Origin of the sequence: Mycetocola saprophilus, assembly GCF_000718085.1 — a bacterium.
Classification (GTDB): Bacteria; Actinomycetota; Actinomycetes; order Actinomycetales; family Microbacteriaceae; genus Mycetocola; species Mycetocola saprophilus.
The window spans coordinates 976251-1000484 of the sequence record NZ_JOEC01000002.1; the positions used below are offsets into that span (position 1 = coordinate 976251).

Below are 24234 nucleotides of genomic sequence, written 5' to 3' on the forward strand. Positions count from 1 at the left end.
AATCCGCCGGTCCGCCCGAACATGCCAAAATGGGAGCATGGCAACAGTTAGTGCAGCGCGCGGCATGCGCGATTTCCTCCCCGCCGAGAAGGCGCGTCGTGAGTACGCGTTCTCCGTGATCCGCCGGGTGTACCGTCGTTTTGGGTTCGATGAGATCGAAACCCCGGTACTGGAAAACTACGACCGCCTGCATTCTGGCCTGGGCGGCGACAACGAGAAGATCTCGTTCAACGTCCTCAAGCGCGGCCTCGGTGCCGAGGACCTGCGCGCCGCCGCCGACACCGACGACCTGGCCAGCCTGACCGACCTGGGTCTGCGCTTTGACCTCACCGTCCCGCTGGCTCGCTACTACGCGACCCACCGCGCCGAGCTGCCCAGCGTCTTCCGCTCGGTGCAGATCGCCCCCGTGTGGCGCGCCGAGCGTCCGCAGAAGGGCCGCTACCGCCAGTTTGTGCAGTCGGACATCGACATCATCGGCGAGGCCGGCATCCTGGCCGAGATCGAGCTGATCGGCGCGACCACCGAGGTCCTGCGCGAGCTGGGCATCACCGGCACCCGCGTGCGGATCAACGACCGCCGCCTGATCACCGGCATGCTGGAGGCCTTCGGCTTTGCCGCCGAGGAATTCGCCGGAGTGCTGATCACCATCGATAAGCTCGACAAGATCGCCGCCGCCGGCGTGATCGCCGAGCTGCGTGAGCGCGGCGTCACCGCCTCGGCCATCGACGCCCTGGCCGCGTTCCTGGAAACCGAGCACGCCGATACCGCCGAGTTCTCGGCCGAGTCGATCGCCGCCCGCCTGCCCGCGGGCGTGGACCCCGAGGTCATCGCCGAGCTGGCCCAGATCGGTGCCTCGACCGACAGCGAGCTCGTGTTTGACCCGTTCCTGGTGCGCGGCATGGGCTACTACACCGGTCCGATCTTCGAGATCGAGCACGCCGACTTCGGTTACGCCCTCGGCGGCGGCGGTCGCTATGACGGCATGATCGGCCGCTTCCTCGGACAGGAGGTGCCCGCGGTCGGGTTCTCGATCGGCTTCGAGCGTATCGTGGACCTCATCGAGGCAGACGCGGCATCCGCCGAGGAATCCCTCGTGCTGATCTATGACCGAAACGTGGACCCCGCGGCGCTTATCGCGCTGAAAAACGAGGTGGCCGCCTCGGGCACCCGGGTGCGGTTGGACAAACGTGCAAAGAACTTCCGGGCCGTCCTGGAGCGGGCAGCGGAGGCGGGCTACACCGCCTACGCGACCGTAACGGCGGAGACCAGCGGGGCGTCCGATCTGGACGTTAAACCGCTCGGCGCGGCCGAATAGGCCGGATAGACTGACAACTAGCAGTACACACCCTGATCAAGGAGAAAACATCGTGGCACTTGTTGAATTCGTGAACGCTCGCGAGATTCTGGACTCGCGCGGAAACCCGACCGTTGAGGTTGAGGTTGGACTGGACGACGGTTCCTTCGCCCGCGCAGCGGTGCCGTCCGGCGCCTCCACCGGCGCCTTCGAGGCCTATGAGCTTCGTGACGGCGACAAGGCTCGCTACGGCGGTAAGGGTGTGCTGAACGCCGTCAACGCCGTGATCGAGGAGCTCGCCCCGGCCATCGAGGGTCTGCCCGCCGATGACCAGCGCGTGATCGACGCCGCCCTGATCGCGGTTGACGGTACCGACAACAAGAAGCGCGTGGGCGCCAACTCGATCCTGGGTGTGAGCCTCGCCGTTGCGCGCGCCGCAGCCGACGCCTCGGGCCTGCCGCTCTACCGCTACCTCGGTGGACCGAACGCGCACGTGCTGCCCGTTCCGCTGATGAACGTGATCAACGGTGGATCCCACGCCGACACCTCGGTCGACATCCAGGAGTTCTTCCTGGTTCCCCAGGGTGCCGCCACCTTCTCCGACGCACTGCGCTGGGGCACCGAGATTTACCACGTCCTCAAGGGCGAGCTCAAGTCCAGCGGCCTGGCCACCGGCCTGGGCGACGAGGGTGGCTTCGCCCCCGACCTCGCCAGCAACCGTGCGGCACTCGACTTCCTGATCGCCGCGATCGAGAAGGCCGGCTTCACCCCCGGCAAGGAGATCAGCCTGGGTCTGGACGTCGCCTCGAGCGAGTTCTACCGCGAGGGTGCCTACCAGTTCGAGGGCAAGGCACGCACCGCCGCCGAGATGACCGCCTACTACGCCGACCTGGTCGCCAACTACCCGATGGCCACCATCGAGGACCCGCTGGACGAGGACGACTGGGAGGGTTACTCCATCCTGACCGCCGAGCTCGGCAAGAAGGTTCAGATTGTCGGTGACGACCTGTTCGTGACCAACCCCAAGCGCCTGGCCAAGGGCATCGAGCGCGGCGACGCCAACTCGCTGCTGGTGAAGGTCAACCAGATCGGTACCCTGACCGAGACCCTGGACGCCGTGTCGATGGCTCAGCGTGCCGGTTACACCGCGATCCTCTCGCACCGTTCGGGTGAGACCGAGGACACCACCATCGCCGACCTGGCAGTGGCCACCAACGCCGGTCAGATCAAGACCGGTGCGCCGGCTCGTTCGGAGCGCGTTGCCAAGTACAACCAGCTGCTGCGCATCGAGGAGGAGCTGGAGTCGGCCGCCGTTTACGCCGGTGCCTCGGCCTTCCCGCGCCTGAAGTTCTAATTCGGCGCCAGTCGTTCGCATTCAGGCGGGCTCGTTGGTCTTCCTGAAAGCTTGCGGTACGCGGGAGGGTCATCCGGGGTTCCGGATGATCCGCCCGTAAGCTGAACGCAGTACTACCGGTACTCCCGGTCCCGGCCTCCTTGGGGGCGCGGGGCCGGGAGTCCGTGTTTTCTCGGGTCTGGTGTGGTCAACGGTGTTGGCGGCCGGGTCCCTGATGTCCGGGTCGGCACCAGACGGCCCGTTCCTCGACCAGCGAAGGGAAGCCCGCCATGACCGATACCGGAAGCAGCAGCCAGGCCGGGTGGATGCGTCGCCTGCGCCTGTCCGGGTTTGCCGCCATCATGCTCGGCGTGATCGCGCTGGGTGTGGTCATCATCGCCCCGAACCTGAAAACCTATGTCGAGCAGCGTCAGCAGATCGCGATCTATCAGAAGCTGGTGACCGACGATAAGCACACGGTCAAGAACCTGGTGGCCGAGCGTGAGCGTTGGAACGACAAGACCTATATCGAAACCCAGGCGCGCGACCGGCTGTACTACGTCAACCCGGGGGAAACCACCTATACGGTGCGCAACGACCTCGATCCCGCGGTGGCCGGGAAGGAACCCGATCCGGTCAGTGACAAGGTCAAGACCGGGGACGCGAACTGGTCGGAAAACCTGCTCGGTTCGTTCCTGAGCGCAGGTCTGGGTAAGGTTGCGGTGGGGAATACGCCCCAAAAGTAGGCGTGCCCCGCATCAGAGCGAGAATCCGTAGGAGTAAAAACGCATGACCACCCCGCCCTTTGACCCGGTAACCGACGAGGACATTGCCATCGTCTCGGCCCAGCTTGGCCGTCCGGCACGCGATGTGGTGGGAATTGCCGCACGCTGCGTGTGTGGGGCCCCCACGGTGGTGTCGACCAAGCCGCGCCTGAGCGATGGTACCCCGTTCCCCACCTTCTACTACCTGTGCCACCCGGCCGCGACCGCCGCAATCTCGCAGCTTGAGGCCGAGCACGTGATGAACGAGTTCAACGACCTGCTGGCCGAGGACGAGGACCTGCGCACCCGCTATGCGGCCGCGCATGAGGCCTTCCTCGCCGACCGCTACAGCATCGAGGACATTCCCGAGGTGCACGGCATCTCCGCCGGTGGCATGCCCGTGCGTGTGAAGTGCCTGCACGCCCTCGCCGGTCACGCGCTGGCCGCCGGACCGGGTGTCAACCCGATCGGTGACCTGGCACTCGAGCGCGCCACCTGGTCGCCGGATGTCTGCGAGTGCCCCGACTACTCGGCCGCCGAATAACACCCTTTGGGACACGCGCGATTGTGCGTGTCCCCGCGGGAGACGGCACGGGTCATTCGATGGCCGCACATTAGTGTTTCACCGCCTGCACATCCGCCCGTTTCCCGCGTGAACGCGGGGTTAACGTCGGGGCAGTGCTATCGTTGAATCTGCTTGGTGCCAGTGCTGCTGCCGCAAGCCCCTCGGACGCTCCCGTGTCGGAACGCCTCGATTTGCAAACACCCCTCGCTACAGGAGAAATCTCACAGTGCCTAAAATTCTGATCGTCGGCGGCGGCTACGCGGGTTTTTATACCGCGTGGAAGCTGGAAAAGCACCTTCGGGCCGGGGAAGCAGAGGTCACCATGGTCGACCCGCTGCCCTATATGACCTACCAGCCGTTCCTCCCCGAGGTTGCGTCCGGTTCGATTGACCCGCGTCATGCGGTTGTCGCTCACCGTCGTCACCTGAAGAAGACCCACATCGTCACCGCGAAGGTCACCTACATCAACCACGCCGAGAAGAAGGCGACCATTCAGCCGCCGATCGGTGAGGCGTACGAGTTCGAGTACGACCAGATCGTGATCACCGCCGGTGCGGTCTCGCGTACCTTCCCGATTCCGGGTGTCGCGGATGAGGCCATCGGCCTCAAGACCATCGAGGAAGCCGTCGCGATCCGCGACCGCATGCTCACCAACTTTGACCGTGCGGCCCAGATGCCAGCCGGCCCGGAGCGCGACCGCCTCCTGACCGTCACCGTCGTCGGTGGTGGATTCGCCGGTATCGAGGTCTTCGCCGAGCTGCGCAGCTTCGCCTCGGACCTGCTCTCGCAGTACACCGAGCTGACCTTCGACGACGTGCACTTCAACCTGGTTGAGGCCGCCCCGCGGATCATGCCCGAGGTGTCGCTGGAGACCAGCCACTGGGTGCTGAAGAACCTCGCCGAGCGTGGTGCCAAGGTCTTCCTGGAGACCCAGTTCTCCTCCTGCGTCGACGGCAACGTCGAGCTCTCGGACGGCACCAAGTTTGAGTCGGACCTGATCATCTGGACCGCCGGTGTGATGGCGACCCCGCAGATCGTCCGCAACACCGACCTGGAGATCGAGGCCCGTGGCCGTCTGGTCACCCGTCCCGACCTGCGCCTCGGTACCGAGGACAACGTGGTCGAGGGTGCCTGGGGTGCCGGTGACGTCACCGCCGTTCCGGACCTCTCCGGTGGCGGCGTGGGCGGCATGTGCGTGCCCAACGCTCAGCACGCCGTGCGTCAGGGCCGCCTGCTGGCCAAGAACCTGGTTGCGGTTCTGCGTGGCGAGAAGCCCAAGGATTACAACCACAAGAACATGGGTGCGGTCGCCGGTCTCGGCATCGGCATCGGCGTGTTCCAGTCGGGCAAGTTCTCGATGAAGGGCTTCCTCGCCTGGGGCGCTCACCGCGGATACCACGGTCTGGCCATGCCGACCTGGGAGCGCAAGTGGCGCGTCATCTGGGGCTGGTGGCACAACGTGTGGCTGGGTCGCGACATCGTCGGCCTGTCGGCCACGCTGACCCCGCGTCGCGCGTTCGAGGAGTTCGCCTCCCGTCCGAAGCCGCCGGTTGAGGCTGCGCCCGAGGCTCCGGCCGAGAAGCCCGCCAAGGCCGAAAAGCCCGCCAAGGCCGAGAAGCCCGCGAAGGCCGAAAAGGCCGAGGCTTCGGCAGCCAAGTAGTTGCCGTCATTCAGGGGGTTCGATCCGCGGATCGGATCCCCTGAATGCGTCCGCCATGCTGATTGCCCTACACTGATGAGCAATCACGCCCCCATAGTCCAATGGCAGAGACAGGCGACTTAAAATCGCTCCAGTGTCGGTTCGAGTCCGACTGGGGGTACCATCAGGGCCCGGGATCATCACGATCCCGGGCCCTTTCCCTGACCCGCAAGCTTACGCTTGTGTCATATCTCACCGCTGCGGAAATTCACCGTACCCGTGCCGATGATGGACAACTCTTGTCCGCATCAGCACCCCCCCCCGTGTTTTGGTTTTTCCGCTCAACGCGGCTGGTGCTCTCACACCCTCGCCCTAGCTTTTCTCCCGTGGTGCTTGAGTAGCGTGTGTGGACGTTTCACCCTGCACCTGGCTTTTCGGACCCGTGTCTCGGGACAGATCACTATGCAACAGACGGAGCTGCGGAGGGGGCGGCTCGGTCGGGTAGACAGTGAATATCAGAAGATGCTGGGCATTGCGCAATTGTTAGACGCCACTTTGCGTCCAGCCACATAGGCAACTGTGCAGTAGGGTGTCCATTGTGCCTCCCTCGACATCGAAGCTCACTCGCGAAGATACCGGTCCGATCGCAACGGTACATCGGGTCGTGGACTGGTGCGCCCTTAATCTCAAGGGATGGCTTCGTCTGTTTTCGATAGCTGCGTCGATTGTTGCAACGGTCTTTGGGATTTTGATTGGCACGACTTGGCCCTCTGGTACTGAAAACAATTCCCATACCGTGTGGCTATTTGTCGGGCTCGTCCTGTCACTACTGAGTTCAGCCCTGTCGACGTGGGCTCTTGACGCATCGCGAAGGGGGCAGGAATCAGGCCAGATCGCAGCGAAGGTGTCTGCACAGGAACAGCTCCGCGAGGCCGTTATCCCGTCACTTCGCTCAGTGGCTAAGCTCTCCAGCCTGCCGTCGGAAGCACGTAATGAGCAGATGGCAAAAATGGTCTCTCAGGTGTTGCTGGCCCGACCGGTGATCTTTGGCGATACACACGGCGTGAGAATGGTCATCTTTAGAATCAAGACGGTTGATTCCGTGAAACGATTGGAGGTAGTTGACTTTTCCGGGAGAGCCGTCGACCAGCCCTCCGATTTCGTTTCTAACGACACCGGTCGAGGGGCGAAAGCATTTGCCTGGCTAGAAAACAACCCGCAAACTCGTCTCGTGCCCGATCTTGATCAGGACCCCGCGCACGGTTGGGGCGGTACGGGACGTGGGTACAAGACATTCATCTCTGCACCAATCGCGGCCGCGGGAGTCCCCTACGGAATGCTCACGGTGGATGCGCCAGAGCCGGGAAATCTCTCAGAGACACACATTCCAATTCTGGAGGTCCTCGCCCATGTTCTTGCCAATGCGTTCATTATTGGTCCTCGATAACACCCGTATGGATGCGAAACAGGGGCATTCTGCATAGAATGTCTATTGGAGGAGGCAAAATGACTAATAGAATCACTCTCTCCGCCGCGATTAGAGCGGAGCGGGCCAAGCGAGAAGCCGACGAAGCCAAGGCTGCAATCGAGCGCGCTGACCGAAGAAAAGAAATCGAGATCATTGTTCGCCGGGAACAGATCCGTCAGTTTTCTGAACGACACAGAACTGCTCACTAGCGACGGCACTACCCCGTACAACCCACAGCTTGGGCGATCCACGGTCCAGAAAGGCTGAGCGAGCAAGTGCCTTTTGTGACGGGAAAACGCTGAGTCTGTCGGCATGAATGATCGACATACCGCCGCCGCGCGCAGGTGAATGGCGGCGGTCTCCCAGAGGTTTGTACGGCTGTAATCCTATAATGGTGGTAATTATTTCCGCTTTTATCAGGGGGTTTTACGTAGTGATACGGACCGGACGAGTGGGCGGTGGACTGCTGGGCGTGGGGGCGGCGGCAACGCTGCTCCTGGCGGGCTGCGCTGCAGAAACGGAGGGCACTATGGGAAATCAGACAGCGCCATCCGTGAGCACGGGGCAGCCGGGCGGTTCCGGCTCCGAGAACTCGCAGGCAACCGCCGCGCTGATTGACGCGGTGACGGCGAATGACGCCGCCGGGGTGACCCGCGCGCTGGAGAATGGCGCGAACATCGAGGCGCGAAGTGGCAGCAACCAGACGCCGCTGATCGCCGCAACGAAGGCCAACAGCATCGCCGCCGCGCGCGCCCTGATCGAGGCCGGGGCCGATGTGAATGCCAAGGACGGGATCCAGGACAGCGCGTATCTGTATGCCGGTGCCGAGGGATATAACGAGATCCTCACCCTCACCCTGGCCAACGGCGCCGACCTTGCCAGCACCAATCGCTACGGCGGCACCGCGCTGATCCCGGCGGGGGAGCACGGACATGTGGAGACCATCCGGCTGCTGCTCGACGCGGGCGTGGACCCCGACCACATCAACAATCTGGGCTGGACGGCGCTTCAGGAAGCGGTGCTCCTGGGCACCGACGGGCCCGATCATCAGGAGAGCGTGAAGCTGCTGATCGCCGGTGGAGCGGATGTGAACCTGCGCGATTCGACGGGCAACACCCCGCTGAAAAACGCCGAGGATCGCGGCTCAGCAAAGCTCGCGGCGCTGATCAAGGCCGCCGGAGGCCACCGATAGAAAAATCCCCCACACCGGTTGGTGCGGGGGATTTTCGGCGCGAGCAGTCTATTTGCTGACGTTCACCAAACCGTTGAACCCGTCGGGGACCACCACCAGGTTGCCACCCTTACCGAGTTCCTTGAGGGTGTCCAGGTAGCGCTGCTTGAGCACCGGGTCGGTCAGCGATTCGGCAAGTTTGCGGTTCGCCTCCGACTCGGCCTCGGCCTGCACGATTTTCTGCTTGGCCGAAACCTCGGTTGCCTCCAGCTCCGCCTTGGCCTTTTCCACCTCGGTGCGGGCGTTTTGGGCATCGGCAAAGCGCTTCTGCACATCCTCGGGATAGCGGATCTCCTGCAGCGAGACCGAGTCCACCAGCACACCCTTGGACGTCCAGCGCTGCTCCAGATAGTCGGTGATTTCCTTCTCGACCTTGGCGCGGGAGTTCAGCAGATCCAGGGTGCCATAGGCGGTGGGGACCGTGCGTACGCCGGCACGGATATCGTTGACGATGAACTTGGAGATGAAGTTCTCCTGGCTGCCGTACTGCTTATAGACCGCGCTCACGGCATCGGGCTTGATCGAGTAACGCACGCTGATATCGATATTCGCCGAGACGCCCTCGCGGTCCTGCACCGTCACCTGGGATCCCTGCAGGTCCACCTCATCGTTCTCGGTGCCGGCAAAAACCACCTGCTGATTGCGGATGTCGTAGGAGATGGTGTCCTGCCAGGGAGCATGGAACCCGGCACCGGCCTCGGTGACCTGCCCCTGAACCTCGCCGGTGAAGGATCGAATGACCTTGGCCTGGCCCTCATCGTTGGTATAAAACGACGTGAAAAACAGCATGCCCACGGCCAAGACCCCGGCGATACCGGTCACTCCCAGCGCCAGGGATCGACGATTCGGGGTGGCAAATAAGACGATGGCGGCCACGATAGCCACCACCAAAAGGAGCAGGGCAACAACAAACATCGGGTGACTTTCTGGGTTGATTATCGGTCGAAAATGCGACCGATCAGGAACGAAGGAAGGGTACACGCGACGTGAGGCCGGGACCCTTCGGCCCCGGCCTCACGAAATTGGTGGTTACGCGTTCTGGTTGTAACGCGCCTGGCCGAAACCGAGGACCAGGTAGCCGATGAAGGGGAACAGGAACAGCAGGAAGAACGAGAATGCCCCGCCCTTGCCGAACTTACGCCCCAGATCGAAGGCCACGATGATCGCCATCACGATGTTGACGATCGGGATGAGGTACAGCAGCACCAGCCATCCGCTGCGACCGACGATGCGCAGGGTGAAGATGACGTTCACGATCGGGATGATGGCCAGGATGCCCGGGCGTCCGGCCTTGCTGAACACTGCCCACAGACCGATGACCGAGATGACGTAGAAGATGAATCCGCCGGTACCGGTCGTGGTGGTGATCTGGTTCAGACCGTCCTGCACGTCGGTGTTGATTTCCGCGGGGAGGAGCGAGAGGTGAGAGAACACGCTAAACCTTTCAACGATTCTTGCCGCCCCCAATGAGCGGCGAGGATAACGATAGTGCGAGTTATGTCATCTGCGCGAGAGGCGCGTGCAGGGCCACGCAGTTGGGTGGGAAATCGGGCCCCGGAACCGGATAGCATATCGCTATGAAGTGGACCCTGCGCGCGAGTACCCCGGACGATTCGATCTGGATTGCCGAGCTGCGCGCCGAGGTGTTACGTCCCGACCTGGAACGTCTCGGACGCTATGATCCCCAGCGGGTGCGCGAGCGGTTTACCGCCGCATTCCGCCCCGAACTTACCCGGGTGATCGAGGTTGAGGGGCGCGGGGTGGGCTCGATCACCGTGCGCCCCGAAACCGACGGGATTTGGATCGAACACTTTTACCTCTCCACCGAGCTGCAGGGTCGGGGAATCGGCCGCGGGGTCTTGGAATCGGTGCTGGCCGAGCCTGGAACGCAGCCCTTCCGCCTCAACGTGCTCCAGGGCAGCCGGGCCGCCGCGCTCTATGCACGGCTGGGATTTGTGCTCAGCGACGAGGACGAGGTCGACGTGTGGATGATCCGTCCCCGGGTTGCCGCATAGGCTTTACACAGCTATCGCACAGTGGGTTCTGGATAGCGGGGCTATGCTCTTCGTGAGTGGCGCCATGGATCGACGCCGGAAAAGAAGAATCATGTCCGCGTCGCAGTCCTCACACATCCTGGAAACCTCGGCCGGCCCGGTGGAATATGCCGAGCGCGGGAGCGGGGTTCCGCTGATCGTCCTGCACGGGACGCCGGGTGGTTTTGACCAGGGACTGTCCCTCGCCGAAACCATCGGGACCGATGCCGGTGTGCGCGTCATCGCGATCTCCCGTCCCGGATATCTTCGCACCCCGCTCGAGCTGGCCCCCGGGCCGCGTCGGCAGGGTCTGCTGCTGGGCCCGGTGATGGATGCGCTCAACCTGCACTCGGCCGCCGTGGCGGGCATCTCCGGGGGCGGCATGGCCGCGCTCTGGGCCGCCGCCAACCTTCCCGACCGGGTCAGCGCCCTGGTGCTGATCGAGGCCCTGGTGGCCGCCCAGGATATCTCGATGCCTCCGGGTGCCCGGTTCCTGCTCACCCGGCGCGGCATCGCGCGTGCAGCCACCACGCGGCCGATCCAGCGCCTCCTGGCACGGGGAATACCCGGGCCCGATGCCGATGGGTGGGATGCGCGCGCAGTGGTGCGCACCATCACCGCCGCCAGCTTCCCCTATGCGCCGCGGATACGCGGGACCGAGAGCGACACCCGATATGCGGCGGAGTTTGTGGCCCCCGATCCGGCCCGGATCACGATGCCCACGCTGATCGTGCACGGGGAGCGTGACCGCACCGTTCCGATCGAGCCGGCGCGTGCATTGGCGGCGGCCCTGCCCGCCGCGCGACTGCTCGCGCTGCCCGGAGCCGATCACACCAGCACCGTGCCCTCGCCCGAGGTGCGCCGCGAGGTGCCGGCGTTTGTGCGTTCCCAGGCGGGGGCGAGGGTGCGTTAACGCGCTGTTCAGCCGCGGCATAGCCGGCGTTCAGACACGCTCCGTAGCGTGGGGGCATGTTCGGAGGGTGCAAGCGCTTCGGGCATCACCACTAGGCTCCGGTCGGGCATTCCCGGTCGCGGGCCGTCCACGTCCACACCGGCCGGGCATCGCTGCCCGGCCGGTGCTGTGTTATTTGGCCTCCGAATAGCGTTCGACGATCGCCACACTGAGCGGGAAGTCGATCGGGAAGGTGCCAAACAGCAGGCGTCCGGCTTCGGCGGCGGCGTCCCGAATGGCCGCGGCCGTCTCGTCAGCTACGTTTGCCGGGGCATGCACAACCACCTCATCGTGGAGGAAGTACACCAGGTGGGGGCGATCGCCCGGGGTGCCCAGCCGGGCCAGCCGCTGGCGCAGCCCGGCCATCCAGCACAGCGCCCACTCGGCGGCAGTACCCTGGGCGATGAAGTTGCGGCTGAACCGGCCCCAGTCCCGGGCCAGGGTTCCCGCACGTCGACGCATCGCGTCGGTGGCATCAACCTGCCCCGCGGTGCGCTGAAACTCGAACCAGCCGGCATCGGGCAGCGGCGCCCCGCGACCCAGCCAGGTGGAGACCGATCTTCCCTTTTCGCCCTCGCGTGCGGCGTTTTCCACGGCGGCGATGGCCTGCGGGAAGGCGCGCTTGAGCCGCGGCATCAGCGCGCCACTCTCGCCGCTGGTGGCACCGTAGAGCGCCCCGAGCATCGCGAGCTTGGCCTCGGCTCGGCCCGGCACCACGCCCGCGTCGGCGAGGCCCTGATACAGGTCTTTGCCGGCGCCCGCGGCGGCCATCGCGGTGTCGCGGGACATGCCGGCGATGATCCGCGGCTCCAGCTGGGCGGCATCGGCGACCACCAGTAGGTGTCCGGGATCGGCTCGGACGGCCGCGCGGATCTGCGCGGGGAGCTGCATGGCCCCGCCGCCGTTCGTGGCCCAGCGTCCGGTCGCGGTGCCGGCAACCACGTATTCGGGACGGTAGCGATCCTCTGGCACCCAGGTGTCGAGCCACACCCAGCCGTTGGCGCTGAGCAGGCGCGAGAGTGACTTATAGCGCAGCAGCGGTTCCACCACCGGATGCTTGATGTCCCGCAGCACCCACTTGCTGGTGCTGGGCACCGAGATGCCCGCCCGGGCGAGGGCGCGCAGCAGTTCGGGTGGGGAATCGGGGTTGAGATCGGGGGCGTCGAGGAGTTCCCGGATGGTGTCGGCGAGGGCGGCCAGGTGGGCGGGCCGCCCGCCGAACCGCGGACGCTCGCCGAGGGCCTCGGTCAGGATCCGATCGTGTTCCTCCCGGCTCCACGGCAGCCCGAAGTGGTGGATTTCGGCGGCAACCAGCGCCCCCGAGGACTCGGCTGCGAGCAGCAGGCGGAGCTTTCCTCCGGCAATCGGATCCCGCTCGGCGGCGCGGGCGACGGCCGCGCGCTGACGGGCAAACTCGGCCAGAACCTCGTCGGCGCTCACGGTGTCCGCGCGGTCCACCTCGTCGAACAGGGTCAGACCCTGCTCGACCGGCGCGCCGCTGGGGAAGGGTTCGTATCGCCACGGGCTGTCCGGGGCGCTGGGATACTCGCCCGCGGGCAGGGCCGAGGTGAGGCGGAGCAGCGCGTGACCCAGCCGCAAATCCACGCAGCGTTCGATGTGCAGGTTGTGTTCCAACAGCCACGGATACCAGTCGTTGGTGCCCGACCATACCCAGCGCGGGTGGCTGGCCTCGGCTTCGCCGATGGCCCGGAGGATGTTCTCGGTTCCGCGCAGTTCCACTGGCTCGGACAGCACGGTACCCGCCTCGTCCACCTCGCGCAGCACTGTGAGGCCGAGCGGGGAACCGGTGAGAACGAGGGGCATACCCCTATTCTGGACCGAGCCACCGACCTCGGGATTCAGGCGGGCCTAGCGGGAGGAGATAAAGAGTGTGCGCAGCGAGGTGCGCCACAGGTACGCGCCGAGCCCGATCCCCCCAAACAGCAGCCCCAGGATGAGCGCGGCCGGGATGATATCGGGGGAGTGCAGGTGGCTAAACGCCGGCCACAGCAGCGCAAACAGGGTGGTGTAGACGGGCAGGGCGGAGGCGAGCCAGCGCCAGGGGCCGAGGGCCAGGATCGCGCGGCCGCTGGTTTGGCCCAGCGGAATGAGCAGGATTGCCGCCGAACCGATACCCGCCATCGCGGTCACGTTGGCAACCTCGGCGAGGAAGGACCCGGCGATTCCGGTGGGCGAGCCCAACAGGCTGGACGCGATCCATCCGGCAACCCCCAACCCAAACACGCTGAACACGCGCAGCGCCGCGGCCCCGGCGCGCTGGGCCCGGGCGGCCTCGGGGACCAGGGTCACGGCGAACGCGATGCCGAAGACCAGCGCGGGCTCCATCCCCAGCATCCGAGACACCACCGAGGCGGCGACGGCCGCGCCCAGGTAGCGTGGCGCGACGGTCACCGTGGCGGTGCCGCCGAAACGGCGAGTGCTCAGCAGCACGGGGAGGATCGAGGCGGCCGTGTTCACGAAGATCAGCGCGATCACCGCGGCACCAAACAGGCGCAGCTGGGCGGCATCCTGGCGCAGCGGCATCGCGAACACCACCACGAGTCCCAGGACCAGGACCAGGGCGGCCCCGGCGATGATCGGATGGCGCACCGAGAGTGCGCCCTCGGGATCCTCGGGTGCCGGACGCTCACGATTTCGCCCGGTGAATCTCAGCGGCCCACGGGAGCGGAATCCGCCGGCAAGGAAGCGGGCGGGGATGAGGACCAGCGCGATCACCGCCAGCGCGAGGAGGAACGCGCCAAGCCAGCCCGAGGCGGCCGTGGGGCCGAGCACCGGTGCCACCGCGTGGGTGAAGGCCGAGCGGGCGTCCCAATCCCAGGGGCGCGTCGGGACCGCCGGACCCGCCTCGCCGCCGCCGGTGGGCGGCTGCGCGGGAGCGGAGGAGCTGGGCGGGGCGCTCGGGGTGGGGGTGGGATGTGGGGTCGCCGAGTGGCCAGGAGCCGGGGTGTTGCCCTGGCCCTGTCCGGGATCCTGCCCGGTACCCGGAGCGGGTGGCGGCGGGGGAATGGTCCCGCCGGGGTTTGCTCCAAACACGATTCGGATCGGCGTACTGGTATCGCCCGGGTTTCCCGAAGCGTCGGTTTGATAGGCGATCAGGGTCGCGGGTCCACTCGAGGGAACCTCGGCCGCGCAGCTCCATCGGCTCGCCGTGACCGGGGCCGAACAGAGCACCGCGTCCCCGCCGGAATCGGGAACCGCGTAGACGGTGACCGTCGCGCCGGTTTCCCCGCCGCCGGCAAACGTGGTCCGCGAGGTGAGCGCGCTGCCCGCCGCGGGCGCGGTAATCGTGGGTGCGGGCGGCGGTGTGGTATCCACCGCCAGCGAGACAGTGGGACTCGGATCCGAGGAGGTTGTTCCGCTAAAGGAGGTGCGCTGGGTCGCGCTCATCGAATAGGTGCCGTGAAGTTGCAGGGGGAGTGATTGCGCCCAGCGCCCGGACTGGGCTACCTGTACATCCCAGGCCCCCACCCCGGTGACGGTGAGCTTGACGGTTGCGCCCGGATAGCCGGTGCCCTGCACCAGCCCCACCTTGGCCGAGCCCGCATCACCGGAAATGGTGGGTGGGGTGACCACCGCAAATACCACCGAGACGGAGTCGGGTGCGCCGGGGGCGGCCCCGTTATCGCGGGTCACCAGGGTCACCGAGGGGGAGGTGGTCAGGCCCGAGATCTGGCAGGAGTAGGTGCCGTCGGTACCGGCGTTGGTGGTACAGACCGATTTCCCGTCGGCCAGCACCGTCAGCGAGGCACCGGGCGCAGCGGTGCCGCGGACCGTGGTGCTGGCTCGGCCGATGACGTCGCCGGCGGCGGGTGCCGAGATGGTGGGCCGCAACGATGGATCGGGGCTGGAAGGTGCACTGGTCGAGGACCCCGAGGCGGGCTGTGCCGGTTCGGCAAAGGAGGGGACCTGGGCGCTCACGAGCACGCTCAACGTGATCGCGGCCAGGCAGAGCACAGCAGCAACCGGGACGGGGAACTTCCTCGGAACGGAATGCACGGTGTCTCTATTCCATGCAAAAATCCGGTCTTTGTCAAAGATTTACGTCATCCGCCCACACATTCCTGCGAATTGAGTGCCGGGTGGTGGCGAAGAGGGGCCGAGAACCACCCGGACGCGTACACTGGATATTCAGTACGAATATCATTCAAATCTTGGAAGGTCCCACCGTGCCATCTTGGCTTATTCCCGTCCTGATCGTGGTCGCGCTTATCGTCGTGATCGGCATCTACCTCTGGTCGACCTATAACGCGCTGGTGGCACTCAAGGTCCGGGTCGATGAAGCCTGGAGCGACATCACCGTGCAGCTCAAGCGCCGTGCGGACCTGATTCCGAACCTGGTGGAAACCGTTAAGGGCTACGCCTCGCACGAGAAGAGTGTCTTTGAGGCCGTGACCCGTGCCCGTTCGGAGACCCTGACCGCTCAGGGCCCGGCCGAGGCATCCGCCGCCGAGAACCACCTGCAGTCGGCCCTGAAGTCCGTCTTCGCCGTGGCCGAGGCCTACCCGCAGCTGCAGGCCAACCAGAACTACCTTCAGCTCCAGGGCGAGCTGGTAGACACCGAGAACAAGGTTCAGGCCTCGCGTCGCTTCTACAACGGTGGCGTGCGTGAGCTCAACACCAAGATCCAGGTGTTCCCGAACAACATGTTTGCGCGCAACCTGGGCTTCACCGAGCGTGAGTTCTTCGAGGTTGCCGACGCCGCGGCCATCGCCGAGCCGCCGCGCATTCAGTTCTAGTTTTCCCCGCAACACATGTATCGAGCTATACGCGAAAACAAGATCAACACGGTCATCATCATGATCCTGTTTGTCTTGATCATCGGTGCGCTGGGATGGCTGGTGGGATACCTGAATCGCAGCCCCTCGATCACCATCGGTATCCTGATCGGCGGCGCCGTGTTTGCGATCTTCCAGTACTTCATGGGTTCGCGTCAGGCCCTCACGATCAGCGGTGGTCACCAGATCACCCTGGCCGATGAGCCGCGGCTGTATCGAATCGTGGAGAACCTGGCGATCACCACGGGCACCCCGATGCCGGATGTGTATCTGATCGATGACCCCGCACCCAACGCGTTTGCGACCGGCCGGGATCCGCAGCACGCCTCGGTGGCCGCAACCACCGGGCTGCTGGAGATCATGACCGATGCCGAGCTGGAGGGCGTGATGGCCCATGAGCTGGGGCACGTGCGCAACTACGACATCCGGGTCTCGATGATCGTGTTTGCCCTGGTGGTGGTGATCGGCTTCATCTCCGACATCTTCATGCGGATGGCCTTCTGGGGTGGCCTGAGCGGTGGCCGCAACGACAATAACAACAACGGCGGCGGCAGTAACCCGGTGGTCATGATCATCGGCCTGGTTGCCATGCTGATCGCCCCGCTGCTGGCCAGCCTGATTCAGCTGAGCGTCTCGCGCCAGCGCGAGTATCTGGCCGATGCCACCGGTGCGATGACCACCCGGCACCCCGATGCCCTGGCCAGCGCGCTGGCCAAGCTCGACGCCTATGGGCGTCCGATGCAGCGTCAGAACTCCTCGATGGCGCACCTGTGGATTTCCAACCCGCTGAAGTCTGGCGGTGCGGCTAAGCTCTTCAGCACCCACCCGCCGATCCCCGATCGGATCGCCCGTCTGCAGAAGATGGGTGGGGAGTTCTAACCCCACTCGCAACACCGATGGCCCGGAGAGTTTCTCCGGGCTATCGGTGTTCCCCGCTATGTTTAGCGTGTGAGTACGATGCCGAAAGCGCGCTTCCTGAGAGTGACACGGGTGCGAAAGCTAGCCGGAACCGGTGCCGCCGCACGCGGTGACCTGGTGATGATCTTCCTATTCCTGGCAGGGTGCGGGGTCGGGGGAATTCTGACCTCTCAGCTCTCGCGCCCTTTTGAGATCGGTGCGGTTGTATTCGTGTCCTGTGGCCTGCTGTATTTCTTGACCGCGGGTGCCTATGTAGGTCCCCGCCTCATCGTGGTGGTGAATCTGCCCGTGGTGCGCGTGGCTCGGACCGTCGAGGTGGCGGAGATATTGGTGCACAAGGTGGATATGACCGGGAAACAATCCGGCTCGTGGTGGATCGACCGGATTGTGCTCGACTGCGGACCCGGTCGGCGAGATGTTCGTTTCGATGTGCGTCCTCGGTCCAGTCAACGTGCGGTGGCTCGGGTGGCGCTGGTGTGTTCGAACCTGTGGCGATCCGATGCCGATCCGCTCCGGGTCTCGATGCGCTACGGCGGCGAGTCTCGTTATGGAAGCCCGGTTCGAGCGGCCCTGACCGTCGGAAACTCGAGCGCGAGCTGGAACCGGGTGAGCCCCGAACGCGACTCGCTAACCGTCCGTCAGCTGAACCCGGATGAGGAGCTTGGCGAGAGGTTTACCGACCTGAGCGACGCACGCGCCGATGCCCTGGCCCGGGAAATCGTCACCGAGTTTGATCCGAACCATCGCACCTGGACCGAACTCACAAGGCGGCGCCGGGCAGGGGAGCGCGGACTCGGAGTGGAACCGGCCTTCCTACCGCGGATGGAGACGGTTGCCGCCGGGGTTCTGCCACATCGAGGTAGCGTGCTGGCGCTCTATCAAAGCCTCGGGCTGCTGCGCATCAGACATCGGGTGTCCGCGCGCATGCTTCTCTTCCGGGAGCCGTCGATTCGGCGGGTGTCCGGAGTGCTCCAGGAACGTGGACTTGCCCTCGCGTTGACCCGGTCTACGCGCATGCTGCCGGACGGATCCCTACACCTGGGCCGCGAAGACATCACCCTCGTGGACGAGAACTATCTCACCCGCGAGACGATGCTCACCCTGAAGAAATTGGCGCGAGAGTACGGATGGTGGACGTTACTCAGTCGGCGGCTGCGCCGGACCCGGCCCGAGAACCTGGGGCTTCTGGCACTGTTCTCCGCGCTGAGCGGGGACGTGGGCGTGAGCCTCGTGATTGTGCCCCTCGGGGTTCCCTCCTCCGGAGTGCGCCTGCAAGCCCTCGGCTCGGGACCCGACCTTCCGCTGCGGATCGTCTGCGCCCTGGTGCGCATCGAAGCCGTCAGACCCATCTGGTAAAACCGGACGGGCGCGTTGCCCTGTCCGCCATCCCGATACCCGATACGATCACCGTTATCCCCGAATCCATTGGACATGACATGCACGAAGCCACCCGGACCGCGAGCCCGAACCGGGTTCCTCGGCGCGCGCCGCAGCGGGGCGCCACTCGGCTGCGCCACGGCGGAGACGCCGCCAGGTGGGGATGGATTCCGGTGGTGGAGTTTGCGATCGCGGCATACATTTTCTGGCAGGTTCCCGGCCTCTGGGGGCCGGGCGATATCGTGCTCGCCGCCGTGCTGGTCCTTCTCCTGGTCGTGCTGCTGGGAACCGGCGCGTATCTGGGGCCGCGCACACTGGTCCTGATCGGCCCCTTCCGGATTCGACGCATCCCGCGCGAGCGCATCACCGACGTGTATCTGTCTCGGGCGGCCCGGCCCTATGGCGCGTTTAGAATGTGGGACCTGTTTTGCTGGGTCACCCTGGTGCTTGATAACGGTGAACGGGTCATCCACTCGGCAGCGCTGGGCGCTCGGGGTGCCAATGCGCTGCACCTGGCACTGACACTGCGGGAACGCCTGGGACTCACCCCCGAGACGCGCGTGGATATCGGCCGTATAGGCGGCGACACAACCACGGAATTCGCCCTGGTGGCTGGGCCGCTGATTCGCTCCGATACGCGGCTATCCGAGCATCCCAGCACGCGCTGGGTCATTCGATCGCCGCGGAAGCGTTCCGCGCTGGCTCGGGATTTTGGCAACATCGACCGGGAAAAGTTCCTGGCTCAGGAGCAGGCTCTGCTGCGGGAGCAAACGATCGAATGGATTCCCGAGCGTGGCACGGGTGCCCTGCTTGGGTATCGGTTTGATGTCTACGGCGGGGCATGGGAGAACACTCAGTACGAGCTTCCACTGGCGGTGTTCTTCCCGCGTCTTCGGCTTTCTCGGCCGTTCCTCCCCGTGCCGAAATCACCGGTGCCGATGACCGTGCACACCGGATCGCTGGCGGCTGGGCTCGCGATCTGGGCGGGGGAGGCCGCCGCCACCGAGCAATCGAGCTGGCGGATGCGCACGCTGTTGCGCGAGGAGCCAACTTTGGATTCGCTGAATCGGCGTCTTGAGACATTTGGGCTGCGGATTGCGCTGATCCCCAACCACCACGAGGTGGTGCCGGGCACCCCGGGCGAGGGGATACCGGAGAAGGTGATCACCGATCCCGATCGGATTGTGAGCCTGGTCCGCGCAACCGGAACCGATCAGCAACGACTTCGTCGTCGGCGGACACAACCGGGCCTCCTCGCCCTGCGCCTGATGTTGAATGCCCGAGCCGAGTATTCCCTGGCCATCGTGCCCGTCGATTTCACGCTGAGCACCAATACCGACGCTGCCCTCGCGGCCGCGGATCGGGTACTGCGCAACTGTGCGGGATCCCGCGCCGATCCGGGTGCCTATCAGTATGACGCGCGCTGGCTCGAGGGGCCGTGGGAGAAATAGCATGATCGACGTGATTAACGCCGTGGGCGCTCTGACCTCCGCCCTGGTTGTGGTGGTGCTGGTCGGGCTGGTCCCGATGATCCGGAACGCACGCCGCAAGCGACGCCTCCGCGCCGAAAACGATGATCGAATCGCCCCGACCCCCGAGGAGCTCTACGAACTGGCGCTGCTCTACGACCTCGACGCCGGCGGCCTCGATGAGGCATGCCGGCTGGGGTGGGTGAGCGAGGCGGAGGCCGAGTCGATTGCCGCAAGAATCCTGGCCGCTCCCGCCGAACCCGGTACGCCTTCAACCCAGCGGTTCCGGGTGTTCAAGGTCGCCCTGAAAAGCTCCCTGCGCACCGAAGATCTCGCCCCGGCCGCGGCCGTCTGGCTCGAAGAAACGGCGCACCTGCTCCACCAGGACCCCACCTGGCAGCTCATTATCCGAGAGCCGGGATCCTCGGTGGATGCCTCCGAGCTGCGTCACCACATTGAGAGCTGGCTCGACCAACAATCGCCCACCACGACCTGAAATGTGCAACCTATGAGGTGGGTACACACCGACATCGATCATCTGGGCGATCCGATCATCGCCATTGCCGACCTGGAGGGAACGCACGCACGCGACGTTCGCGGTATCGCGCCGATGGTGTATTTCTCCGACCGGCAGGGGTGGCGGCGGCTGAAGCTGCGGGTACACGGGGCGGAATCGGTGTCGGTCGCCGATCCGTATGGGATTGCTGCCGGCTGGCTGACCATCGAGGACATCTCTCGGAGTGACGACGCGGTGGAACTACGCGGTGTCTATCCGATCGAGGCCACACTTCACGGTAAAAACGTGTCGGTTGAGCTGTTGGTCTCCGCGGAGGAACTCGTCTTTGACGCCGAGCACATTCGGGCGGTTGTTAGCGGCGAGAATCCCACGGGTGACTCGGGCTCGTCCTGGCGCGCCGGCCAGGTCCAGAACGCGGGCGATGTGCTGGTGTTGGCGCTGATCCTTCCCGATGACCCCACCGAGTACCTCGTAATCGTTCGGGATGAGCGTTTCTTCTGGGTCCAGGCTTCGCGGGATGGGCGACACGTCTCGGTGCGGGTGGATGGGGCGCTGAGCCGCGATCTGCTGGTGCTGGCCCTGCGGGCCACCGCCGAGGACGACCCCGACGCGCTCGGTGAGATCTCGGCAGGGTTCGGGGTAGAGGAGGCGGTGACGCGGTCGATCGGCCGGGCACACCGAGAGATCGGTACCGCGCTCGCGGTCCGCAGATCCGCGGTTCGGCGAGCCATGCGGCGGGCGCGCGCCCACTATGGTGAATCCTGACATGAGAAAAATCAGACACACGAACGCCTGGACACTGCTGTGGGCGATGCCGATTCCCGGGCTGGTCCTGCTGGGCGTCGCCTCCGGATTCGTCGCGGATACAACCCTCGCCGCACTGGCTTTTCGAGGTGTCTTGATTGTGCTCCTGGCCACGGTCATCATCCGGTCCGCCCTGATGGGGCTCTATTCCGATGGGTCGGTCCTCGTGGTTCGCCAGTTTTGGCGCACTCGGAGGTACGAACTTGCGGCGATCGAATGGTTCTCCTGTGTGCCCCTGCGTACCGCCCTCCTCGAGGGTGTATTCGATTCCGTGCCGTTCTACTCGATGCCGGTGCTGGCTCTGAGCCCGGCTTCCGTGGAGGGAAACCGTGATCGGCAGCGACACCTGCCCTCGCTGTCGTTTCGGACCAGCAAACGCGCCGAGGTGGAGCGCGCGCTGGCCGCGTTGATCGGTGCCGAGCGGATTCGTGATCAACGGGGACGGTGAGAACGCATGGACCAGTTCTGGGAGCTAGCTAATCGCTATCCGCTGACCTCGGGGACGCTGCTCACCATCGCGTTTGTGGTTTTGGTGCGCCTCCCGTTGTCCTTTTTGATTGACGCCATCGAGCGCAAACTGGGTTGGGAAACCGCGGCTGATGCGCCGAGACCGCTGCGTCCGTTTGTGCCGTGGAATCCCGAACGGCTCATCCCCTCCGCAGCAGAGATTCAGCGCGTCTATGTGCGGGGAGACCTCGGTGCGCGCGGGGTGGAAATGGCTGAGGAACGTGGCTGGATGAGCGCGGAGGAAGCCTCAACGCTGCGGGCTGGAACCACCGAACGAGCCGATCTGGATGATTCTGATCGCGACGCATTTGCGTTGATGCGGATCATCGTGCGCCGTTCTCTGGCGAACTGGAAGCGCGTTCGTGGCATGCGGAACCTGCTTTCTAGCTTCGCCACTGAGCTGGGGATTTCCGAGGAGTGGGCGAATATCACGCGTGACACCGGCGATCGCGATAATTCCACGGTGCTGCGCCATAAGCTTCAGACCTGGGTGCGTGAGAGTGGTGCATAGGTTGTTCATCGGAACGAACGCCTGGGAGAGAGCGACGATGAGTCCGTACCTTGCCGACCAGCCCTGGTTTGACCTATCGAGGGTCAGCGACGGTGCACTCGATATCGCGATGACCTTGGCGATCATCGGGCTCTTGGGCCTTCTCGTGGTCAGGATGGTGAGGTCGGGACAGTCGAAGGGTCGACATGATCGACACGACCCGGATGGGGACCCACCCGAAAACGAGTGAGCGCGGGGACTCTGCGAAGCGGATTTCTGCGCCGAACACGAGCATCGGGCGGCCGCCGCTATTATGTGCGTTATGCAGTGCGCGCGGGAGCCTCCGCGGTACACACACGATTTAGTATTTCTCGCCCCAGACGTTCGGAGTGCCACCCAATGAACCTCGCACGCGTGTGGCGGATGGGTCAGTTGTCGCGCACGTCGATGGCGTTGTTTATGGGCGTGTTGGTTCTCGTTACGGCCGGGGCAGGGGCCGGGCGCGAGGCGATCATGGTGCTTGCCCTGATCGGCGTGGTGAACGCGGCAGTGGTCGGAGCGTATGTGACTCCGAAATATCTGGTGGTTGTTTCCTGGTTGCATCTGCGTCGAATCAAACGATCCCGAATCGACCGGGTAACCTCCACCGCGTACTCGTCGAGACTCCCCGAGAGCTGGTTTGGCACGGCCGAGATCGAGCTGGGGTTCGTCTGGATGCTGCGTGTGGTCGATACCGACGGCATCGAGCGTACGTTTCCCACCGCGTCCTGGTATGCCACCCGCGCACGTCGAGAGTGCACGGTGGATACGTTGCGCACGCTGCTGGAACATCCACTTCGCGAACGGGTAGGTGACCGGTGTGGTGCCTGAATCGCGCCTGCTGGGATGTTCGGTGGATACACTCGGGTCGCGCAACACCCGCCAGCCTGCCGCCGATTGAGGGACCGTATGCAACTCCAGAATGAACCCGACCTGAACCTCACATCCCTGCGCCTCCGCGGGCGGCTTCCGAATGCCGTGGAGCGCTGGGTCATGCGCTATGCCGGGATGGGGCTGGACCTGTGGTTGCTACCCGATGCCACCCGAGCGCTGGACCGAGTGTCCACGATGACCTGGCTCCCGCATTTAGGAATCTTGGATGATGCGGTGCTGGATTTTCGCCGCGCCGGGGTCCTGCCACACCTGCGCGGCCTGACCCTGCAAACGCGGGGCGACCGGAGAGTTGATCCCGATCAGGTCCCCGTGCTTGAACGGTTCTGGGGAAACGCCAATCGGGCGCGCTATCTTCTCGATACCCCGACCCTTCGCTTCGCGGGTCTGGTGGAGTGGGGCAATATGGACCTCACCACGGTTGCCGCTCCGCTGGAAAGGTTTGAGGTCGTGGGCGCCCGTCATCTGACGGCCCTGCCCGAATTCGCGATGCCCGAGCGAATGCACACCCTGGAATTCTCCCTCATGCCACGGATTGACCTTGGTCGCATGGCCGAGATGAGTGCCCTGAGAAGTCTCACCCTGCACGGAATCGGCGAGATCACCGGGATCGAAGCCTTGCTGGATCTTCCCCGGCTGGAGAAGGTGTTTATCGAAAACTGCCCCACGATCCACGGTGTGGAAGCCCTCGCGAAACTCACGCGCGGGCGTGTTCACGTGATCGGGCGAAATGCGTTTGGTGAGGCATTCCGCACGAGCGTCTCGGATTCGGATGGGCGGTGGGATTTTCCCGAGATCCTCCCCGTGCGCACCCGTGGCGAGGATCGCATCGTGCCCGCGGGGCCGAGATCCTGGAACCAGATTCGAGCGCTCTTGGCCGCGGGTGAGAGCATCGGTGTTCGCATCTCGGATTCGTGTTCGGTCGCCGTGATTGTGGTGCCGTTTACGGGTGAGGGGGCCGGGGAGCTGGAGGCCGAGGTCCTCACAGATCATCGAGGCGAGACACACCTGGGGATCGATAACGGCCAGACCTTCCTCGTGGACGCCCCCGAATTTCGAGCGCTGTTTCCCGAGCGGCCGATCCTCCAGAGCACGGCCGATCGTGATCGGCTGACGGAACGGCTGCACTAGGTGCTCGGCACGTATG

Annotated in this window: 24 protein-coding genes and 1 tRNA gene; 21 read left to right on the forward strand and 4 right to left on the reverse strand. The window is 64.9% G+C overall.

Annotated elements, in window-relative coordinates:
• The first annotated feature begins 37 nt into the window (after positions 1 to 37).
• The 9 genes from hisS to IE92_RS0110275 all read left to right on the forward strand — a co-directional run bounded on the left by hisS (position 38) and on the right by IE92_RS0110275 (position 8255).
• Complete coding sequence (gene hisS / locus IE92_RS0110240) at positions 38 to 1315, forward strand: histidine--tRNA ligase (RefSeq protein WP_030148404.1); 1278 nt, start codon at positions 38 to 40, stop codon at positions 1313 to 1315.
• A 52-nt stretch (positions 1316 to 1367) separates the two neighbouring features.
• Entirely contained in the window at positions 1368 to 2648 is a 1281-nt protein-coding gene (gene eno, locus IE92_RS0110245; RefSeq protein ID WP_030148405.1) for a phosphopyruvate hydratase, read from the forward strand.
• 269 nt (positions 2649 to 2917) lie between these two features.
• Positions 2918 to 3373, forward strand: a complete 456-nt coding sequence (locus tag IE92_RS0110250; RefSeq protein WP_030148406.1) for an FtsB family cell division protein — start codon at positions 2918 to 2920, stop codon at positions 3371 to 3373.
• Between the two features lie 43 nt (positions 3374 to 3416).
• On the forward strand, positions 3417 to 3935 hold the full coding sequence (locus tag IE92_RS0110255; RefSeq protein ID WP_030148407.1) for a DUF501 domain-containing protein: 519 nt from the start codon (positions 3417 to 3419) through the stop codon (positions 3933 to 3935).
• A gap of 247 nt (positions 3936 to 4182) precedes the next feature.
• Positions 4183 to 5616, forward strand: a complete 1434-nt coding sequence (locus IE92_RS0110260) for an NAD(P)/FAD-dependent oxidoreductase (protein ID WP_030148408.1) — start codon at positions 4183 to 4185, stop codon at positions 5614 to 5616.
• An 87-nt stretch (positions 5617 to 5703) separates the two neighbouring features.
• A tRNA-Leu gene (locus tag IE92_RS0110265) sits at positions 5704 to 5779 on the forward strand.
• A 414-nt stretch (positions 5780 to 6193) separates the two neighbouring features.
• Positions 6194 to 7042 carry a GAF domain-containing protein gene (locus IE92_RS18335; RefSeq protein ID WP_156027498.1) on the forward strand — a complete coding sequence of 283 codons (849 nt, stop codon included), beginning with the start codon at positions 6194 to 6196 and terminating at the stop codon, positions 7040 to 7042.
• A 59-nt stretch (positions 7043 to 7101) separates the two neighbouring features.
• The gene (locus tag IE92_RS18340; RefSeq protein ID WP_156027499.1) at positions 7102 to 7272 is read left to right on the forward strand and encodes a hypothetical protein; all 171 of its coding nucleotides are present in this window, start codon (positions 7102 to 7104) and stop codon (positions 7270 to 7272) included.
• A gap of 344 nt (positions 7273 to 7616) precedes the next feature.
• Complete coding sequence (locus tag IE92_RS0110275; RefSeq protein WP_030149633.1) at positions 7617 to 8255, forward strand: ankyrin repeat domain-containing protein; 639 nt, start codon at positions 7617 to 7619, stop codon at positions 8253 to 8255.
• A 48-nt stretch (positions 8256 to 8303) separates the two neighbouring features.
• On the opposite strand, the gene IE92_RS0110280 is transcribed toward IE92_RS0110275, so the two are convergent.
• Together IE92_RS0110280 and IE92_RS0110285 are read right to left on the reverse strand one after the other, a co-directional pair.
• Complete coding sequence (locus IE92_RS0110280; RefSeq protein ID WP_051701610.1) at positions 8304 to 9209, reverse strand: prohibitin family protein; 906 nt, start codon at positions 9207 to 9209, stop codon at positions 8304 to 8306.
• A gap of 114 nt (positions 9210 to 9323) precedes the next feature.
• The gene (locus tag IE92_RS0110285) at positions 9324 to 9728 is read right to left on the reverse strand and encodes a DUF5684 domain-containing protein (RefSeq protein WP_245601256.1); all 405 of its coding nucleotides are present in this window, start codon (positions 9726 to 9728) and stop codon (positions 9324 to 9326) included.
• A gap of 143 nt (positions 9729 to 9871) precedes the next feature.
• Between IE92_RS0110285 and IE92_RS0110290 the strand changes: the two genes are divergently transcribed.
• Both IE92_RS0110290 and IE92_RS17345 read left to right on the forward strand, forming a co-directional pair.
• The gene (locus IE92_RS0110290; protein WP_030148413.1) at positions 9872 to 10309 is read left to right on the forward strand and encodes a GNAT family N-acetyltransferase; all 438 of its coding nucleotides are present in this window, start codon (positions 9872 to 9874) and stop codon (positions 10307 to 10309) included.
• A gap of 91 nt (positions 10310 to 10400) precedes the next feature.
• Positions 10401 to 11240: an alpha/beta fold hydrolase gene (locus IE92_RS17345; protein ID WP_051701609.1), complete on the forward strand. Its 840-nt coding sequence runs from the start codon at positions 10401 to 10403 to the stop codon at positions 11238 to 11240.
• Positions 11241 to 11411: 171 nt separating this feature from the next.
• On the opposite strand, the gene IE92_RS0110300 is transcribed toward IE92_RS17345, so the two are convergent.
• Positions 11412 to 13103, reverse strand: a complete 1692-nt coding sequence (locus IE92_RS0110300) for a bifunctional 3'-5' exonuclease/DNA polymerase (protein ID WP_030148415.1) — start codon at positions 13101 to 13103, stop codon at positions 11412 to 11414.
• A 45-nt stretch (positions 13104 to 13148) separates the two neighbouring features.
• Complete coding sequence (locus tag IE92_RS0110305) at positions 13149 to 15296, reverse strand: hypothetical protein (protein WP_156027500.1); 2148 nt, start codon at positions 15294 to 15296, stop codon at positions 13149 to 13151.
• Positions 15297 to 15466: 170 nt separating this feature from the next.
• On the opposite strand from IE92_RS0110305, the gene IE92_RS0110310 reads away from it, so the two are divergent.
• The 10 genes from IE92_RS0110310 to IE92_RS0110360 all read left to right on the forward strand — a co-directional run bounded on the left by IE92_RS0110310 (position 15467) and on the right by IE92_RS0110360 (position 24218).
• On the forward strand, positions 15467 to 16036 hold the full coding sequence (locus IE92_RS0110310; RefSeq protein WP_030148417.1) for a LemA family protein: 570 nt from the start codon (positions 15467 to 15469) through the stop codon (positions 16034 to 16036).
• Between the two features lie 15 nt (positions 16037 to 16051).
• Positions 16052 to 16954: a M48 family metalloprotease gene (locus IE92_RS0110315; protein WP_030148418.1), complete on the forward strand. Its 903-nt coding sequence runs from the start codon at positions 16052 to 16054 to the stop codon at positions 16952 to 16954.
• 111 nt (positions 16955 to 17065) lie between these two features.
• Positions 17066 to 18349 (forward strand): hypothetical protein, encoded by a 1284-nt coding sequence (locus IE92_RS0110320; RefSeq protein WP_030148419.1) that lies wholly within the window; start codon positions 17066 to 17068, stop codon positions 18347 to 18349.
• 80 nt (positions 18350 to 18429) lie between these two features.
• On the forward strand, positions 18430 to 19821 hold the full coding sequence (locus tag IE92_RS0110325) for a hypothetical protein (protein ID WP_156027501.1): 1392 nt from the start codon (positions 18430 to 18432) through the stop codon (positions 19819 to 19821).
• 1 nt (position 19822) lies between these two features.
• Positions 19823 to 20335 carry a hypothetical protein gene (locus IE92_RS0110330; RefSeq protein ID WP_030148421.1) on the forward strand — a complete coding sequence of 171 codons (513 nt, stop codon included), beginning with the start codon at positions 19823 to 19825 and terminating at the stop codon, positions 20333 to 20335.
• Between the two features lie 12 nt (positions 20336 to 20347).
• Positions 20348 to 21121 (forward strand): hypothetical protein, encoded by a 774-nt coding sequence (locus IE92_RS0110335; protein WP_030148422.1) that lies wholly within the window; start codon positions 20348 to 20350, stop codon positions 21119 to 21121.
• 1 nt (position 21122) lies between these two features.
• Complete coding sequence (locus tag IE92_RS0110340) at positions 21123 to 21608, forward strand: hypothetical protein (RefSeq protein ID WP_030148423.1); 486 nt, start codon at positions 21123 to 21125, stop codon at positions 21606 to 21608.
• Positions 21609 to 21614: 6 nt separating this feature from the next.
• Positions 21615 to 22178, forward strand: a complete 564-nt coding sequence (locus IE92_RS0110345; RefSeq protein ID WP_030148424.1) for a hypothetical protein — start codon at positions 21615 to 21617, stop codon at positions 22176 to 22178.
• A gap of 378 nt (positions 22179 to 22556) precedes the next feature.
• Complete coding sequence (locus IE92_RS0110355; RefSeq protein ID WP_030148426.1) at positions 22557 to 23027, forward strand: hypothetical protein; 471 nt, start codon at positions 22557 to 22559, stop codon at positions 23025 to 23027.
• Between the two features lie 78 nt (positions 23028 to 23105).
• On the forward strand, positions 23106 to 24218 hold the full coding sequence (locus IE92_RS0110360; RefSeq protein WP_030148427.1) for a hypothetical protein: 1113 nt from the start codon (positions 23106 to 23108) through the stop codon (positions 24216 to 24218).
• The last annotated feature ends 16 nt before the right edge of the window (positions 24219 to 24234 follow it).